General features: G+C 63.0%; 12 protein-coding genes and 1 pseudogene. 6 read left to right on the top strand and 7 right to left on the bottom strand.

Annotated elements, in window-relative coordinates; translation table 11 throughout:
- Positions 1-20: 20 nt before the first annotated feature.
- Positions 21-1,271, top strand: coding sequence for an AGE family epimerase/isomerase (locus tag FYJ92_RS08200; RefSeq protein WP_185263398.1), 1,251 nt, complete (start codon positions 21-23; stop codon positions 1,269-1,271).
- Between the two features lie 65 nt (positions 1,272-1,336).
- Here the strand turns inward: FYJ92_RS08200 and FYJ92_RS08195 are convergent, their stop codons facing one another.
- Both FYJ92_RS08195 and FYJ92_RS08190 read right to left on the bottom strand, forming a co-directional pair.
- Positions 1,337-2,035, bottom strand: coding sequence for a maleylpyruvate isomerase family mycothiol-dependent enzyme (locus FYJ92_RS08195; RefSeq protein ID WP_185263397.1), 699 nt, complete (start codon positions 2,033-2,035; stop codon positions 1,337-1,339).
- 53 nt (positions 2,036-2,088) lie between these two features.
- Positions 2,089-3,023, bottom strand: a pseudogene (locus FYJ92_RS08190) (aldehyde dehydrogenase family protein).
- A 158-nt stretch (positions 3,024-3,181) separates the two neighbouring features.
- Between FYJ92_RS08190 and FYJ92_RS08185 the strand changes: the two are divergent.
- The 3 genes from FYJ92_RS08185 to FYJ92_RS08175 all read left to right on the top strand — a co-directional run bounded on the left by FYJ92_RS08185 (position 3,182) and on the right by FYJ92_RS08175 (position 6,141).
- Positions 3,182-3,385: a helix-turn-helix domain-containing protein gene (locus FYJ92_RS08185; protein ID WP_255482348.1), complete on the top strand. Its 204-nt coding sequence runs from the start codon at positions 3,182-3,184 to the stop codon at positions 3,383-3,385.
- A 238-nt stretch (positions 3,386-3,623) separates the two neighbouring features.
- Entirely contained in the window at positions 3,624-5,018 is a 1,395-nt protein-coding gene (locus FYJ92_RS08180; protein ID WP_185263395.1) for an aromatic acid/H+ symport family MFS transporter, read from the top strand.
- A gap of 211 nt (positions 5,019-5,229) precedes the next feature.
- Positions 5,230-6,141, top strand: coding sequence for a LysR substrate-binding domain-containing protein (locus tag FYJ92_RS08175; protein ID WP_185263394.1), 912 nt, complete (start codon positions 5,230-5,232; stop codon positions 6,139-6,141).
- A gap of 39 nt (positions 6,142-6,180) precedes the next feature.
- Here the strand turns inward: FYJ92_RS08175 and FYJ92_RS08170 are convergent, their stop codons facing one another.
- The 5 genes from FYJ92_RS08170 to benA all read right to left on the bottom strand — a co-directional run bounded on the left by FYJ92_RS08170 (position 6,181) and on the right by benA (position 13,575).
- The gene (locus FYJ92_RS08170; protein WP_185263393.1) at positions 6,181-9,012 is read right to left on the bottom strand and encodes an AAA family ATPase; all 2,832 of its coding nucleotides are present in this window, start codon (positions 9,010-9,012) and stop codon (positions 6,181-6,183) included.
- Positions 9,013-9,073: 61 nt separating this feature from the next.
- A complete protein-coding gene (locus tag FYJ92_RS08165) occupies positions 9,074-9,898 on the bottom strand; it encodes a 1,6-dihydroxycyclohexa-2,4-diene-1-carboxylate dehydrogenase (RefSeq protein WP_185263392.1) in 825 nt (274 codons plus the stop codon).
- Positions 9,899-9,900: 2 nt separating this feature from the next.
- On the bottom strand, positions 9,901-11,475 hold the full coding sequence (gene benC, locus FYJ92_RS08160) for a benzoate 1,2-dioxygenase electron transfer component BenC (protein ID WP_185263391.1): 1,575 nt from the start codon (positions 11,473-11,475) through the stop codon (positions 9,901-9,903).
- Between the two features lie 153 nt (positions 11,476-11,628).
- Positions 11,629-12,165 (bottom strand): benzoate 1,2-dioxygenase small subunit, encoded by a 537-nt coding sequence (gene benB, locus FYJ92_RS08155; RefSeq protein ID WP_185263390.1) that lies wholly within the window; start codon positions 12,163-12,165, stop codon positions 11,629-11,631.
- Between the two features lie 27 nt (positions 12,166-12,192).
- The gene (benA, locus tag FYJ92_RS08150) at positions 12,193-13,575 is read right to left on the bottom strand and encodes a benzoate 1,2-dioxygenase large subunit (protein ID WP_185263389.1); all 1,383 of its coding nucleotides are present in this window, start codon (positions 13,573-13,575) and stop codon (positions 12,193-12,195) included.
- 335 nt (positions 13,576-13,910) lie between these two features.
- Between benA and catA the strand changes: the two genes are divergently transcribed.
- On the top strand, positions 13,911-14,795 hold the full coding sequence (catA, locus tag FYJ92_RS08145) for a catechol 1,2-dioxygenase (protein ID WP_185263388.1): 885 nt from the start codon (positions 13,911-13,913) through the stop codon (positions 14,793-14,795).
- Between the two features lie 125 nt (positions 14,796-14,920).
- On the top strand, positions 14,921-16,021 hold the full coding sequence (locus tag FYJ92_RS08140; RefSeq protein WP_185263387.1) for a mandelate racemase/muconate lactonizing enzyme family protein: 1,101 nt from the start codon (positions 14,921-14,923) through the stop codon (positions 16,019-16,021).
- The last annotated feature ends 5 nt before the right edge of the window (positions 16,022-16,026 follow it).

Here is a 16,026-nt window from a genome sequence, read left to right as displayed (position 1 = left end):
CACCATGGAGAGGAAATAACATGACGTGGCTGAACAGTGCCGCTCACGCACGATGGCTCGAGGCCGAAACCGATCGGCTGATCAATTTCGCCGCGGGTTCAAAGGTGCCCACAGGATTCGGCTGGCTCGACAACAACGGCGCCGTGTTCACCGACAAGCCGACCCACCTCTGGATTACTGCGCGCATGATCCATAGTTTCGCCGTCGCTGCCCTCATGGGACGACCTGGTGCTGCGGCGCTCGTCGACCACGGCATCACTGCGCTCAACGGAGTCTTCCACGATGATGAGTTCGGCGGTTGGTATGCCGAGATAGACGGGAACGGACCGGTAAACGACACCAAGTCCGGCTACCAGCACTCATTCGTGCTGCTCGCTGCTGCCAGCGCCGTCGCCGCCAAGCGCCCGGGCGCCAGGGAATTGCTCGACGAGGCGCTGCGAATCGCTGACACGAGGTTCTGGGACCACGACGCCGGCATGTGCTTCGACTCCTGGAACCGGGAGTTCACGGAAACCGAAGCCTACCGTGGTGGGAACGCGAGCATGCACTCCGTCGAGGCGTACCTCATCGTCGCCGATGTGACCGGGGAGAACCGCTGGCTCGAACGGGCCCTCCATATCGCCGAGGTGCTCATCCACGAATTTGCGCGCAACAACAACTACCGGGTTTTCGAGCACTTCGACCCGGAGTGGAACCCCATGCCGGAGTACAACACCGATGACCGGGCCAGCCAGTTCCGCGCGTACGGCGGAACCCCCGGCCACTGGGTTGAGTGGGCACGCCTGCTCCTGCATGTCCGTGCCGGGCTCGAAGCCCGCGGCATGGAGGTTCCGCCCTGGCTGCTGGACGATGCACGGGGCTTGTTCGACGCCGCAATTCGCGACGCCTGGCAACCGGACGGTCATCCGGGATTTGTATACACCGTCGACTGGGACGGCAAGCCGGTTGTCACCACCCGCATCCGCTGGGTTCCCGCCGAGGCAATTGGAGGCGCGGCAGCCCTCTACATCGCCACCGGTGACCAGAAGTACGCGGACTGGTACGAGCGAATCTGGGACCACGCCCGCGATTGGTTCATCGACTACGAGCACGGGTCCTGGAAGCAGGAACTGGACGAGAATGGCAATGTCACCTCGACCGTGTGGTCAGGCAAGGCGGACATCTATCACCTCTGGCACTGCCTGGTGGTCCCGCGACTTCCACTGGCACCAGGGCTTGCTCCAGCAGTCGCGGCCGGCTTGCTGGATGCACGGCTTGCTGCGTCCAGGTAACACGAGGAACCTGCGGCCCCTCATTTCGTGGGTCCTGCGGAAAGCCGGCGCGAAGGGTACAGAGCTTACCAGGATGGCAGTACGGGCAGCGGACCGTCAGCGTCGACGTTGTCGGTGACACCGCGGGCCAGCCATTCGAGCAGTCCCTCTCTGTCGGAAATGACGCGCAATGCGCCGTCACCGATCACCCACTCGTCGCGTTCCTCGGTCACCAGGGTCATCCCCGGCGCCCCCTGGGCGCGCATGGTGCGCACGGCGGCTTCCAGGGCGTTGAGCACAGAGTCCGGGTCTGCCTCCTCTATGGTCCATGCGGTGTCGAGGTCGTGGTGGTGCACCACGACCTCGGCGATCCGCAACGCCACAATGGACGTCGCGGGAATCTGCTTACCGTGTAAGTGCACTTCCTCGACGGCGATCTCCCCGCCGAGCCGAAGGGCCCGTTCGGCGAAATAGGCGGAGGACTGGCGGACTTTGCCCAGCAGTTCCTGGCGGGGCAGGCTGGCCAGCTCGGCTATTTCCTGGACGCGGGCCTCCTGCGAGGCATAGAGCTGCTGCTCTTCGCCGGAGGTTGCCCAGTCGATGAGCTTGACCAAGGCCACACCGTTCGAGGCGATGTGGGCGATGACATCTGCCCGGGTCCAACCCTTACACAAGGATGGGGCGGCCATTTCGTCGTCGGACAGCGACTCTACGGTGGCCATGAACATATCGGTCTCCCGGCCCAGGCGGGACAGGTCCGAGTGCAGGCGTGCGGGATTGATCATAAATTCACCTTATCCATTGGCCCGGATGCCGGCGGACACTCCGGGCCAATGATTCATATCGAAATCGTACCGATCCATACCGTCCGTGATGGCTGTAAGCGGCACGATGGAAACGGAAGTGCCCTGCCGATGCACGCTAACCGTGCATCGGCGGGGCACCCGGCGTTAGAGTCGCTTGACTCCAACCGTGTGGTCGGTGGTGAATTCGGCAGTAGCCCAGTCGCCGTTGAACCGGCCCAGCCCGGAGTTGCCTCGCCGCCGAAAGGCACGTGTGATTCGTCATGGACAGGCATCTCATTGATATGCGTCATGCCGGCCTTGATGCCAAGTCCGAACTGCACGCCGAGATCGAGGTCCTGTGTGAACACGGAACTGGAAAGCCCGAATTCGGTGGCGTTGGCCAATTCCAGGGCGTGGGCGTCGGCGTTGGCCTTGAGGATTCCCACCAACGGTCCAAAGATCTCCTCGCGGGCAATCTCCATGTCGGGACTGACGTCGGCGAGTACATGCGGCGGGACGACCCGCCTGTGATTTCGCCGTCAAGGACGGTGCGGGCGCCCTCAGCCTTGGCTGTTGCGATTTTCGTTTTAAGCCCTTCAAGCTGGCTGTCGTTAACCACCGGACCCACCAGGGTCTGCTCAGAAGCAGGGTCGCCGAAGGCTACTCCGGAGGCCGCTGCGGTGAAACGCTCCACAAACTCATCGTAGAGCGGGGCCTCAACAATGATGCGGTTGACCGCCATGCAGATCTGTCCCTGATGCAGGAACTTGCCCATGACGGCAGCCTCCACTGCAGCATCCAGATTGGCATCCGCAAGGACCACCAGGGTCGCGTTACCGCCGAGTTCCAAGGCAACGTGCTTGAGGTGCTTTCCACCGGCGGCAAGTTTGCCAACGTTCTGCCCGATCGGCGTCGACCCCGTGAACGAAATCAAGCCAGGGACAGGATGGGTGACGAAGTCATCACCGATCTCGGATCCGGCGCCCACCACCACGTTGAGCACTCCGGGTCGCCATCCCGCTTCCTCGAACACCCTCGCGATATGTCAATCGAAACCTACAGGACCCGAACCTGGGCCTGCAGCAGATCGCATCCTCGCACCACGTCTCCGTGCGAACGGTTCAGCGGCTATTCGTAGGAAGCGGGATGGGGCTGACCGGCCTGGTACGGCAGAGACGCTTGCAGGCCGTCCGTCGTGACCTTGCTGCTAACCGCACCGCCCATCTCACCATCGCGGAAGTAGCGGCGAGATGGTGCATCCATGACGCCCAGTGGCTCGCCAAGGCTTTCAAGTCCGAGTTTGGCATGGCGCCGTCGGAGTTCCGCAAATCCTCCGCAGCGGAAAGCTAAACCGCTCGCGCTTCCTCACTGCGGGCGCATGCCTGTACCGGCACTTGCTGCTACTTTTTCAAAAATTCTCATATCCACGTCCGACTGATATCTGATAAGTATGGATCGCACCCCGGCCCAAACCCGGGCATTTACCGCATATGGCGGACATCACACCTCTGGAACACTGGAGCAAGGCCAAGGGACGCAGGTTCACCCCACGGCACTACTTCCATGCTCCGTCAGAGAGGACAGGTATATGGCTACGCTCCACACCGTCATCGCCGAAGACCCGCGCAAAGAGGCGCGCACCGCAAACTGGGTGGCCTTCGTCATCTGCACCGCACTGTTATTCGATGGCTACGATCTTGTTGTCTACGGCACCGTCCTGCCGGGACTGCTGGCCGACCCAAGCCAGATTGGTGCCTTCGACGCCGCTACCGCCGGCCTCTTGGGCTCGTGGGCGCTCGTTGGCGTGCTGGTCGGATCATTGATCTGCGGCGCGGTCGGCGACTTCTTCGGCCGCCGCCGTCTTATGCTCCTGGGCATCGCCTGGTTCTCGGTGGGGATGTTCGTCACGGCCCTGACCACAACCGTGGCGTCCTTCGGCGCTTTGCGTTTCATCACGGGCGTGGGCCTCGGTGTCGTCATCGCCACCGCAGGCGCCACGATGGCAGAATTCGCGCCAGCCGGCCGGCGACAGTTCTACAACGCGATCGTCTACTCTGGCGTCCCCGCTGGCGGTGTGTTCGCCTCCGTCATGGGCATACTGCTCCTCAATAACATTGGATGGCGCGGACTCTTCATGATCGGTGCCCTGCCCCTCGTCCTGCTCGTGCCCATCGCCTGGTTCAAACTTCCGGAGTCCCCCCGCTGGTTGCTGGCCCGCGGCCGTGAGGATGAGGCCCTGGCTGCTTCGCAGCGGACCGGCGTCTCGCTCCTTGAAGAACAGGTCATTCGGCAGACAGGCGCGGCCCCGCAGAAGACTGGCTTCGCGGCCGTATTTTCCAAACAATTCGCGGTGGCTTCCGTCCTTCTGGGCTTGATGTCCTTCTCCGGCCTGCTGTTGACCTACGGCTTGAACACGTGGCTGCCGAAGATCATGGAGGGATACGGCTACGGGCGGACATACGCCCTGTTCTTTCCCCTGGCGTTGAACCTCGGTGCGGTGGCGGGAGGTTTGCTGCTCTCGCGCTACGCCGACAAGGCCGGTCCCCAGCGGGTCATTGCCAGCACCTTCGTCCTGGCCACTATCTCACTGGTGCTGATGACCTTCGGCTTCCCCCTGCCGATGTTGTTCCTGTGCATCGCCATCGCCGGAGTGGGCACCCTCGGCACCCAGGTGCTGGTTTACGGTTTCCAGTCCAACTACTTCACCACTAACGCCCGGGCGGCCGGTGTGGCCTGGTGTGCCAGCGTGGGCCGCTTGGGCGGCATTCTCGGACCAATCATCGGCGGCTGGCTGGCGGCGGCGGGAATCGGCGGAGCCACCGCGTTTTACATCTACGGCGGCGTCGCCCTGCTGGGTGCAATTGTCACGGTCTTGGTCCCCCGTCAGCGCAAACTGGAAGAAGCCGAGCACAGGGCCGAGGAAATCGTGGAGCGGCCCGTGGAAGAGGAACTTAGCACCGCCACTCCCCCGGTGCGCCTCTGACGCAGCCCGGTTGGCGGCTGCCAGAAATGAGCCGATCCACGGAGAGGGTGCCCAGGCCAGGCCTGGGCACCCGGCCAGCCGTCGTCGGACAGTTAGCCCTGCGAAGCCTGCCATTATGTCTGACGCTGACACGAGTGGTGCGCTTTATACTTGATTTCTGAATCAATACGGCGCGCGACCGGAAGCGCCATACGGAGGGACGGCACAACCAATGGAGATCAGGCAGCTGAACTACTTTATTGCCGTAGCGGAGGAGCGCCACTTCGGCCGTGCCGCCAAACGCCTGCATATGGCCCAGCCACCCCTGTCCCAGCAGATCCGCCAGCTGGAAGAGCAACTGGGTGTGCGCCTGCTGAACCGCACCACCCGCCGAGTGGAACTCACGGCCGCGGGGCAGGCGCTGCTGGACCGGGGCCGGCAGATCGTCAATGCGGTCGGAACACTCCGGGCTGACGTATATCAGGTGGGACAGGGCGCGTCGGGTGTTCTGCGCGTGGGCTTCTCCGGCTCAGCGACCTACGGAGTCATGCCCCCGATCGTTCGACGCGCCAAGCAGGTACTCCCTGGGCTGTCGCTGAATCTACATGGCGAGATGCTCACCCCGGCCATGGAGGCCGGTCTAAGGGACGGCACCTTGGATGCGGCCCTATTGCGCCCGCCCATTGCCTCCCAGGACATCGAATACCGCATCGTGACACGCGAGGCGCTCATCGTGGCGTTGCCGTCCTTCAGCGCCCTGGCGCTGGACCGGCCAGTGGCCGTGCACGAACTCCAGGACCAGGAATTTATCTCCTATCCACCGGAGTCGGTGCTTTACCGCACCACCGCAGGACTTTGCCGCGAGGCCGGCTTCCAGCCACGCATCACCCAAGTCATCAGTGAGACGTCCACGATGCTCTCCTTTGTGGCTGCCGGTAGTGGAGTTGCCATCCTTCCGGCGAGCGTCCGTGCCCTGCAGCTTGAGGGCGTCGTTTACCGCGATATCGAACAGGCCCCCGAGGTGGAGCTGGCCGTGGCGTGGCGACGTGAGGACCGGTCATCACTGCTCCAAAGCTTCTTGGATGTCGTCGGCGCTGCTACCAAGGACCTGCCCAACCGCACTCCCAGCCCGCCCGGATCCTGATTAGGGCCGCCGCCGGTTTAGTGCCAGGTTGCATGCGCCTCAGTCCTTGGGGCGGAAACGTGCGGCCAGTTCGCTCCGGGAGCGGATCCCGAACTTCCCATAGATGCGGGTCAGGTGGTATTGGACAGTCTTGTCGGCCAGGAACAGTGCACGGGCAGCCTCCTTGTTGGTGGCCCCGGCCGCCACGAGTTCCGCCACTGACTGCTCCTGGGCCGTGAGCTGGACCTGCGGTCCTGTTACGGCTACGAGCACTGCGTCAGATGGATCGGGCATGTTGCCGACGTCAAGGCCTGTCGCCTTCAGCTCTCGATCGCACCTGTCGACGTACGTGGCAGCGCCCAGGGAATCATAGAGATCCCTCGCTACGCGCAGCACGGAGGATGCCAGGCGTCTTTTTCCGGCGCGCCGCATGCTTTGCCCGAAGGCAAAGCTCACCCGGGCCCGCAGATATGGCCGGTTGAGACCCCGCAGATGTCCCAGCGACATCTCGAAATGCTCACGGGCTGTGTCTGGATCCCCCTGCGCGGCAACGAGCCGGCCCCGCGCCCACGCCATTCTTGCCAGATCTGACGGCACGGCCCGCTCCCGCGGCACCTGCTCGAAGGCGGTAAGGAAAGCGTCGGCCGTATCCAGCTGGTCGGTCATGACCAAAGCGTTAACGTAGGAGTCCTGCCACGGCCAAAACGACACCCTGTTCTCTGTCCAGGGGTCCAGCTCCGTCAGTGGCTGCAGCACAGCCAAAGCGCTTTCATAGTCCGCCCGCGCCTCATGGAAGCGCGCCCGGGCAAGGCTGGCAGGTACCTGCATGGCGCGGTAGGTGCCCGGCTGCACCGCCGCCTGGGAGACGTAGTACCGTGCACGGTCCCAATCCCCACGCATGGACCACAGCTCAGCGGCAGTCCAATACAGCAAGGGGCGGATCAGCGGCATCCGGGAGGTCTCCAGCCGAACCGAGGCGCGTGCAACCGTGTCCGCGGCCGCGTCCCAGTTGCCGAGCACGAGTTGGGTGCGGGCCAACCACGCCTCTGCCCACAGCGAGATCCGCAACGAGCCACCGCGGAACTCAGTCGGGGCAGCGGCTTCGAAATTTACAAGCGCTGTCTCCGCGTCATCCAGCCGCAGGGCCAGCCATCCGGCTCCCATCTGCACACGTTGCTTTTGGGCGTTTTCGGAAGCGCGTTCGAAAGCCTGGCGATAGGAGGCCTCGGCTTCAGCCAGCCTGCCTTGGGCGTAAAGTCCCAGCCCGTAGATGGCTTCGGATTCGATGTAGGCGGGGGTGCCCGCCGTTGTCAGTGACATGGCCTGCTCCGCCCAACGGGTGATGACAGGGCCATCCCAGGAGGCCACCCCGTGCAGGACCAGGCGCTGGGCCACTTGGGCCGCGGCAGTCGGGTCCCGTTGTGGGTTGCTTGTTCGCCAGGCCATTTCCAACTGGCTTTGGGCGCTGTGGTTCTGTCCGGACGCAGTGGAGAGGTAGCCAAGAACGGAGGAACGCAGTGGCGAGGGTGCCATGGCGTCGACGGCGGCGGCCCACATTTGGGCCTGGGCAATGTTGCCGGACCCCACGAGGGCATCTACTGCTCTCAGCTGGCGATCGTTGCCGACCCGGACATCACCCGAGAGCCGGGACGCGGAAAACAATGCGGTCGAGACATCGTGCCAGGCACCTACGAGGGCCTGTTGCCGGGCGTACTCTTCAAGCTCGGAGGCCAGGGCCTCGTCTGGTCCCGGGGTAGCCGACACCCGGTGACCCAGGCGGTCGCCCTCATTCTGCACCGAGTCCGCAGCCCTGCGGTGCAGGCGCATGCGCTGGCTGGGTGCAATCTGCTCGTAGACGGACTCGGTCGTTCCCGTTTCGAAGAATGTCACCAGCGAGTTGGCCTGGTCCACTGAGAGGCCCAGCAGTCCGGCCCGGTGGCCCTCGTCGAGGGCATCCATCACGTATTCGACCCCGCTGACACGGGCAACCTCAGCCATCCCGGCATTGCGGCCGAGTACGGACGTGGCCTCAGCCACAGCTACCAGGTCGGGGGACGCGGCAGCGAGGAGGCTACGCACTTGGGCCCGCACGCGTGAACTCGGAGGCAAGGACGAGAACCATGTCTGCCAGGTTTCCGGTGGAAGCTCGCCGAGAAGTTCGACAACCGGCTGCGGCCATCCGCCGGTATGCCGCACGATCTCGTGGGCGGCAGTCGCGTTCAGGTCGATGCCAAACCACCGTCGTGCGAGCTCCTGGACCCGCTGCGGTGACAGGGGATCCAGTGGAAGACGGGAAACCTGATGCCCAGTGAGGAAGGCCAATACGCCGGCTGGCACCAGCCGGGCCTGAGCGGGATCCAAGGTGACCAGGAACAGGACTCTTTTGCTGCGCAGCCGGCGCATGACGAAGACGAGGACGTGGAGAGTTTCTGCGTCCAGATGCTGAACGTCGTCAACGGCAACCACCACGCTCCCGTGCAATTGAAGCCCGTCGAGGTGTGCACCCAGAGTCGACGCATAGTTGGCGGCCTGGGCGGGGTTGAGTATGCCGCCTAGCTCCCCGGAACTGCCGTTTCCTCTGCCAGGGTCCTTTGCCGAGCGCAGCGGCGGGGTGACCATGAGCTGGGAGTAGCCGGCAAGCGGGAGCTGCGCTTCCCATTCATCGCCCGTGGCGGACAGCACCCGCACGCCACGCGTGACGCCCCGGCAGTGCTCCAGGAAAAAGTCCAACACCGCCGTTTTCCCGGATCCCCGGGGGCCGCTGAGTACCACCGTACGTACGTTGCCTTTACGCACAGTGCGGAGCGTCTCCAGCAACTCCTCGAAGACCTCGGCATGGCCGAGCAGCGCCAAGTCCTCCTCGGGGTTGCCGTGGTGGTGGCCCGGAATCATGCTGGCAAGCTTACTCGACCGCGGGTCACGGCCACCCCAGCGGGTTGCAGTCACAGGGGGCTCAGCCCAGGTCTCCGCCTGCCACCGGAAGGATGCTGCCAGTGACATACGATGCTTCGTCGGAGGCCAGGAATACGATAGGCGCAGCCTGTTCATCCAGTGTGCCGTACCGCTTTAAAAAGGATGATTCAACGGTCTGGTCCACAATGGCCTGGTGCCACGCCTTTTCGGTAGCTGACTCGGCTTCCGGTCCGCGCTTGACCATTCGTGGCGGAGCCTCAGTGCCGCCCGGGGCGGTAGCAACCACGCGGATGCCGCGCACGGCAACCTCCATGGCCAGGGACTGGGTCAATGCGTTGACACCGCCCTTCGCTGCGGCGTAGGGGACGCGGTGCATTCCGCGGGTGGCCACTGAGGAGACGTTCACGATGGTGCCCGAGCCCTGGGCGAGCATCGCCGGGAGGACGGCGCGGCAGGACCACAGGGTGGGAAACAGCGAACGGCGGATCTCCCGCTCAATCTTCTCCTCGTCGTATTCTTCGAAAGGGCGGGCCCAAATGGTTCCTCCCACGTTATTGACGAGCACGTCAACCCTTCCGTGGAGGGCCAAGGCGGCGTTCACTGCCTGTTCTGCTCCGGCGAAGCTTTCCAGGTCCGCCGTGACGGAGCTGGCTGACCCGCCGCAGCCAGCCCCCTGGGCGGCTTCCTGGATTCCCTTTGCAACGTCCTGAACAAGGTCGGCGCGGTCAACCAGGACCACCGAGCCTCCTTCAGCCCCGATCCTCTCCGCGACTTTCTGCCCGATTCCCTGGGCCGCGCCAGTGACCACGGCCACTTTGCCGGCGAAGCGGCCGGGCGTGATGAACTGACCTGAGTACGCCGCCACCGTCAGAAGCCCTTGACCGTGGCGTTGATCGCTTCGGCCATGGTTCCTTTTGCATCGCGGGTGTGAGCCATGATCACTTCCCGGGCCCGCTCTTTGTCGCCGCGTTCAAACGCGTCCACGACATCAAGGTGGTCCTGGGCGACCCGGTCAAAGATATGCGTGCCCTCTGCAAAAGTGGCTGCCATTTGGGCGTGGACGTCGAGCCGACGGTAGGACTCCAGCAGCATGGGGTTGTCGGAGATCATGAACAGGTACTCGTGGAACTCTTCATTGGTCCTGACATACTCTTCCGGGTCGAGAACCCTTCCGGCGTCCACCGCCCGGGTGGTCGCTTCGGCAATGCGACGGAACTGGTGCAACTGCTCTGTGCTCAGGCGGTCCAACATCAGCTCGGTCACGGCAAGTTCAAGGCCCATGCGGGCGTCCAGGTGCGCGAAGCTGTCTTCGGTACGGAACTCGAGCCGGCCGGTTTCCATGGATGAAATGGCTTCCACCCGGCTGATGGTGTCGCCTGCGGTCTCCACCTTGTCCGCTGTGGCGGGCGCGCCCGTCTCGGCGTCCCCGCCGGTGGTTTCCTTGGGAGCGAAACGTTCAAAGTAGAAGTTGGCTGGCTGGATGCCCTCGGTGTCCAGCCACTTGGAGACGGCATTGACCATGGGCGGCGGCCCGCAGAGGTAGATATCGACGTCGCCATCGTTGAGGTGGGACGGCTGGATGATCTGTGTGACGTATCCCGTGTGCGGGGCGGAGGTATCCGAATCGGAGGCAATGTAATCCCAGGTGAAGGTCGGCAACTTCGCTGCGTAGGTGCGCAGCCAGTCCAGTCCTACGATGTCGGCTTCACGGGAGACGCCATAAATCAGGTGGACCGGCGTGGCCGGGGGGTTCCCGGACAACTTCTCCAGAATGGACAGGAGCGGGGCCAAGCCGGTGCCGCCTGCCAGCAGGAGCAGGGGGCGCTTGGGGTCGCGAAGGAAGAAGGAGCCGTACGGGCCTGTGAACTCGATGGCGTCCCCTACTGCAGCGCGGTCACGCAGGTACTCGGACATCGCGCCCTGCGGCGTGATGCGCACCATGAAGGATGCATCCATCCCTTCGGGGCCGTTGCTGAACGAGTACGAGCGCTCCGCGTCGGTGCCCGGGACCTTGATGTTGACGTACTGGCCGGGCAGGAAAGCCAGTGCTTCCCGGTTCTGCACCTCCAGGGCGAAGGAGATGGTGGACTCCGAGTGCTTGTCGAGTTCCTTCAGCGTGGAAGCAAAAGTGGCAGCTGAGGTTTTCGCGGATTCGGAGGTCGCCGGGATCTGGATGGCGAGGTCCGATTCCGGAACGGCCTGGCAGGTGAGCAGGTAGCCCTTCTCAAGCTCCTCTTCGGTCATGGCGTCGTCGATATAGTCGCCCGGGTCGAACGAGCCGGAGTCGCAAAACGCCTTACACGTGCCGCAGGCGCCATCCCGACAGTCGGAAGGGATGTTGATGCGCGCCTTGTACGCCGCGTCCATGACGGTCTCATAGTCGCCGACTTTGATGACTTTGGTGACGCCATCTTCGAAACTGAGGGCTACCTGATGGCCCATGATTCCTCCTGGTTGGGGGTCGCATCCTCGCAACCCCCGGAAAGTTAGTGCGGATATCTCTTGCGAGCAGATCTGGCGGCGGGCCGTGCGACGCCGCTACGGCCGCGCCGTACGCGTGCCGGCGTGGCGGGGTGCCGGGGTGCCGGGGTGCCGTCAGATCATGTAGACATCCACCACATGGTGGATGTAGTCGTTCTTCAGTACGACCTTCTTTTTCAGGATCACCGGCTGCTCGCCGGAGAGATCGATGGTGTAGAAGCTCGTGCCGAAATAGGTGTCGGTGGTGTTGTACCGGAAGTACAGGGTGAACCAGTTGAAACGGACCTTGACCTGGCCGCCGTCGTGCTCCAGGACTTCAACGTCCGTGATGTTGTGCCCGGTGCGCGGCTCCGGGAGGGAGGTAGCGGAGGAGCGGTCAGTCTTGATCCGGAATACCCGGTCCTCGATGCCGCCACGGTTGTCGTAATAGATGAGCGAGATCTCGTTCTGAGGGTCCACAGTGAGCCGGTCATCGACGTCCCACGCCGGCATCCAGTACTCGGAGTCCGGGTGGTAGCACTGGAGCCACTCGTCGAACTGCCGGTCGTCCAGCAGCCGGGCTTCCCGGTAAAGGAAGGCGCGAACAGTCTCAAGGGTCGCGATTTCATCGGCGCTCTTGAGCGCGATCAAGGAGTTAATGAAGTTGGCCATTGGTTCAGCACTCTCTGTAAGGATCGATTACGCCGTGACCGGGACGGATTCCTGGGCAACGGATTCCGCCTCGGCGAGGGCCTTATCCATTACTTCCTTCCAGTACCCGTGCTGGATCGGGTAGAGACCCTCGTCTTCGGTGCGCACACCGGAGGCGATCACCCGCGACATGCCCAGCGCGGTAGCCTGCTCGTCAGGACCCGCAATCTCATGGGTGGAGCCGCGCGTCATGTCGTTCCACGGGGCGGAGGTGGCCCAGTAGGTCTTGTTGCAGGATCGGAACTCCTCGAGGTCGTCCGGCGTGGCCATGCCGGTTGCGTTGAAGAAGTCCTCATACTGGCGGATGCGCTTTGAGCGGTTTTCCTGCGATTCACCCTTCGGCGCGATGCAGTAGATCGTCACCTCGGTCTGGTCCGCTGAAATGGGGCGGAAGTGACGGATCTGCGACGAGAACTGGTCCATGATGTACACGTTCGGGTACAGGCAGAGGTTGCGTGAGATGTTGATCATGAAGTTAGCCATTTCCTCGCCGTACTTTTCGACGAGCTCGTCGCGGCGGTCCCACAGGGGACGGTCCTCGGGGTTGGTCCACTCCTGCCACAGCAGCAGGTGCCCGTGATCGTAGGAATAGAAGCCGCCTTTGACCTTGCCCCATTTGCCGGCGTCCATGGCCTTGGTCTTGTTAGCGGAGTCACCGGCGGTGCGGCGGGCGGTTGTCGCGGCGTAGTTCCAGTGCACGGCGGTGACGTGGTAGCCGTCGGCGCCGTTCTCCGCCTGGACCTTCCAGTTGCCGTCATAGGTGTAGGTGGAAGCCCCGCGCAGGACCTCGAGCCCCTCCGGGGACTGGTCCACAATCGAATCGATGACCTTGGTGGCATCTCCCAAATGCTCTTCCAGCGGGAGGACGTCAGCATTCAATGAGCCGAACAGGAAGCCACGGTAGGAGTCGAAGCGGGCCACCTTGGTGAGGTCGTGCGAGCCCTCCTTGTTGAAGGATTCCGGGTAGCCGGCATTGCGTGAATCCTTGACCTTAAGGAGCTCTCCGGAGTTCTTGAATGTCCAGCCGTGGAAAGGACATGTGAAGGTGGTCCTGTTATCGGTCTTGCGCCTGCACAGCATGGCGCCACGGTGGGAGCAGGCGTTGACAATGCAGTTGATCTTCTCGTCCCTGTCCCGGGTAAGGACGACGGGGGTCCGGCCAATATACGTGGTGAAATAGTCCCCCACGTTGGGGATCTGGGACTCATGGGCAAGGTAAACCCAGTTGCCCTCGAAGATGTGCTTCATCTCCAATTCAAAGATCTCCTGGTCGGTGAAGATTTCACGCTTCGCCCGGATAACGCCGTTCTCTCGATCGTCAACGACGGCGTCAGCCAGGACCTCACGGACCCGCGTCAGATGCTCGGTCATGGTGTGCTCCTTCTTTGGAGAGGGTGCGGGAGGCGGGCAGCGACTGTGCGGCCACATCTGAATCCCTCGGCGGAATGAATGTGTCCCACCCAGTCTGCCGCAAGGTGACAGTGCTCACATCAGGCAAAACCCTAGTGCCGCCCAAGGGTTCTTTTATGTACCCTAGGCGACATAATGAGTGCAATATATGTCCTTGTTTCGTCCTTATCCTGTGACTAGCATGAGATGGACGTCACGCGAAGTCGGTGAACCTGCGGGTGCACAGCCCGCGGCCGGCGCGTTCAAGGAACGGGATATCTCGCGTTCCCAATGCACAGAGGAGTGTGGAGATCACTATGACTGAGAATCAGTTGGACACCCGCCAGGAGAATCAGGGTAGCGCTGTGGAGGCCGGCTCGAAGGCGACCGAGCGCTTCGCCGCTTCGGGCAAGCCCACGGGAACGGGAGTACCCATGGAGCGTGTGAGCTTGCTCGCCGGTGCCCTCATCAAAGCGGCTAACGACATTATCGTCCAACACGAAGTCACCTACGAGGAGTACAACGCCCTGAAAGCCTGGCTAATCAAGGTGGGCAACGACGGCGAGTGGCCGCTATTCCTCGATGTGTGGCTCGAGCACACCGTGGAGGATGTCAACTCCCAGGACCGGCCCGGTACGAAAGGCACCATCGAGGGACCCTATTACGTCCCGAACTCCCCTGTGCTGGATTCCCCCGCCACGGTTGAGATGCGTGATGACGAAGGTGGCGTTCCGTTGCAGTTCAGCGGCCAGTTCACCGACACCGACGGCCACCCGATCCAAGGTGCACAGCTCGAGATTTGGCATGCGGACTCGGCGGGCTTCTACTCCCAATACGCCCCAGGCCTGCCGGACTGGCTGTTCCGCGCCAACGTGCAGGCCGACAGCAATGGACAATTCGTCGTCCACACCATGCGCCCGGCTCCGTACCAGATCCCCACTGATGGAGCCTGTGGGCAGCTGATCAGTGCTGCGGGCTGGCACGCCTGGCGCCCGGCCCACATTCACATCAAGGTTTCAGCGCCCGGCTACCAGTCTGTAACCCAGCAGCTCTACTTCCCCGGCGACCCGCACAATGCGGATGACATTGCTTCGGCTGTCAAGCCGGAACTGATGCTCAACACCACACCGCGGGCAGACGGCGCTGCCGGCGAAGAAGCCTCATATGACTATGTCCTCGCCAAAGTGGGACAGTCCAAATAGTGGCTCCTTTGACATGGTCGGGTTCATGATTTCCGTCCACTGAGGTGCCCCAGGGCAATGAGCCCTGGGGCACCGTTCTCCCTGTACTACTGGACTGCCTGGCACAATCGAAAGGAACCGAGCCGTTGAAGATCGAGCGGATCGAAGTGATCCCGTACTCCATCCCGTACACGCACCCGCTGAAGTTCGCCAGCGGCGAGGTGGCAAACGCTGACCACGTTCTGGTTCGCGTGTACACCGACGACGGCGTCGTAGGAGTTGCGGACGCACCTCCCCGTCCTTATACCTACGGCGAGACGCAAGAGTCCATCGGGACGATCATCGAGAAGACATTCGCCCCACAGCTGACCGGACTCGAGATTGTGGACCGGGAGCAGATCCAGGCAGTGATGCGCAGGACCATTCACAACCAGGTGGCCAAAGGCGCCGTAGACATCGCCGTATGGGATGCGATCGGCAAGACGCTCGCCACTCCTGTGCACAAGCTACTGGGTGGGTATACCGACAGAATGCGGGTCAGTCACATGCTCGGCTTCCGGCCGGCGCAGGAACTTCTCGACGAGGCCCTGCGTTTCGGTCAGGAGTATGGCATCACGACTTTCAAGCTTAAAGTGGGCCGTCGGCCGCTGTCTCTGGACGTGGAGGCCTGCCATGTGCTGCGCGAGGGACTGGGCGAAGACGTGGAGATTTACCTTGACGCGAACCGCGGCTGGACCGCTAACGAAGCCCTCGAGGTGCTCCGGAGGACGGAGGGGCTTGGGCTTACCATGCTCGAGGAACCGTGCGATGCCAAGGAAGCCTTGAGCCGCCGCCGCCTGGTCGATAAATCGCCAATCCCGGTGGTGGGCGATGAATCCGTCCCCACAGCCGGGGACGTATCCCGGGAACTGCTTTCCGGCGGCTGCAATGCCATCTGTATCAAAACCGCCCGTTCCGGCTTCACCGAGGCCACCGAGATACTGGGACTGTGCACTGGTCTCGGTGTGGACGTGACCATGGGCAACCAGATCGACACCCAGATCGGCTCCCTTGCGACTGTAACCTTCGGCGCCGCCCACGAGGCCACAAGCCGTCGAGCCGGGGAACTGTCCAACTTTCTCGATATGGCCGATGACCTGTTGGCTGATCCGCTCCGGATAGTCGACGGCACGATCTCCGTGCGCGATCTGCCCGGGGTCGGAGCAGAGGTCGACGAGGACAAACTCGCGGCCTACCGCCTGTCCTAACCCGA

This window comes from Pseudarthrobacter sp. NBSH8, from assembly GCF_014217545.1.
GTDB lineage: Bacteria > Actinomycetota > Actinomycetes > Actinomycetales > Micrococcaceae > Arthrobacter.
Note: the sequence above shows the minus strand (reverse complement) of the source record. Positions and strands in the feature narration are given on the sequence as shown.

Excerpts from the sequence above, each read along its gene's own strand:
- catA (WP_185263388.1), top strand. The coding sequence starts at position 13,911 with ATGACTGAGAATCAGTTGGACACCCGCCAGGAGAATCAGGGTAGCGCT.
- FYJ92_RS08180 (WP_185263395.1), top strand. The coding sequence starts at position 3,624 with ATGGCTACGCTCCACACCGTCATCGCCGAAGACCCGCGCAAAGAGGCG.
- FYJ92_RS08200 (WP_185263398.1), top strand. The coding sequence starts at position 21 with ATGACGTGGCTGAACAGTGCCGCTCACGCACGATGGCTCGAGGCCGAA.
- benA (WP_185263389.1), bottom strand. The coding sequence starts at position 13,575 with ATGACCGAGCATCTGACGCGGGTCCGTGAGGTCCTGGCTGACGCCGTC.
- benB (WP_185263390.1), bottom strand. The coding sequence starts at position 12,165 with ATGGCCAACTTCATTAACTCCTTGATCGCGCTCAAGAGCGCCGATGAA.
- FYJ92_RS08195 (WP_185263397.1), bottom strand. The coding sequence starts at position 2,035 with ATGATCAATCCCGCACGCCTGCACTCGGACCTGTCCCGCCTGGGCCGG.
- FYJ92_RS08185 (WP_255482348.1), top strand. The coding sequence starts at position 3,182 with ATGGGGCTGACCGGCCTGGTACGGCAGAGACGCTTGCAGGCCGTCCGT.
- benC (WP_185263391.1), bottom strand. The coding sequence starts at position 11,475 with ATGGGCCATCAGGTAGCCCTCAGTTTCGAAGATGGCGTCACCAAAGTC.
- FYJ92_RS08175 (WP_185263394.1), top strand. The coding sequence starts at position 5,230 with ATGGAGATCAGGCAGCTGAACTACTTTATTGCCGTAGCGGAGGAGCGC.
- FYJ92_RS08170 (WP_185263393.1), bottom strand. The coding sequence starts at position 9,012 with ATGATTCCGGGCCACCACCACGGCAACCCCGAGGAGGACTTGGCGCTG.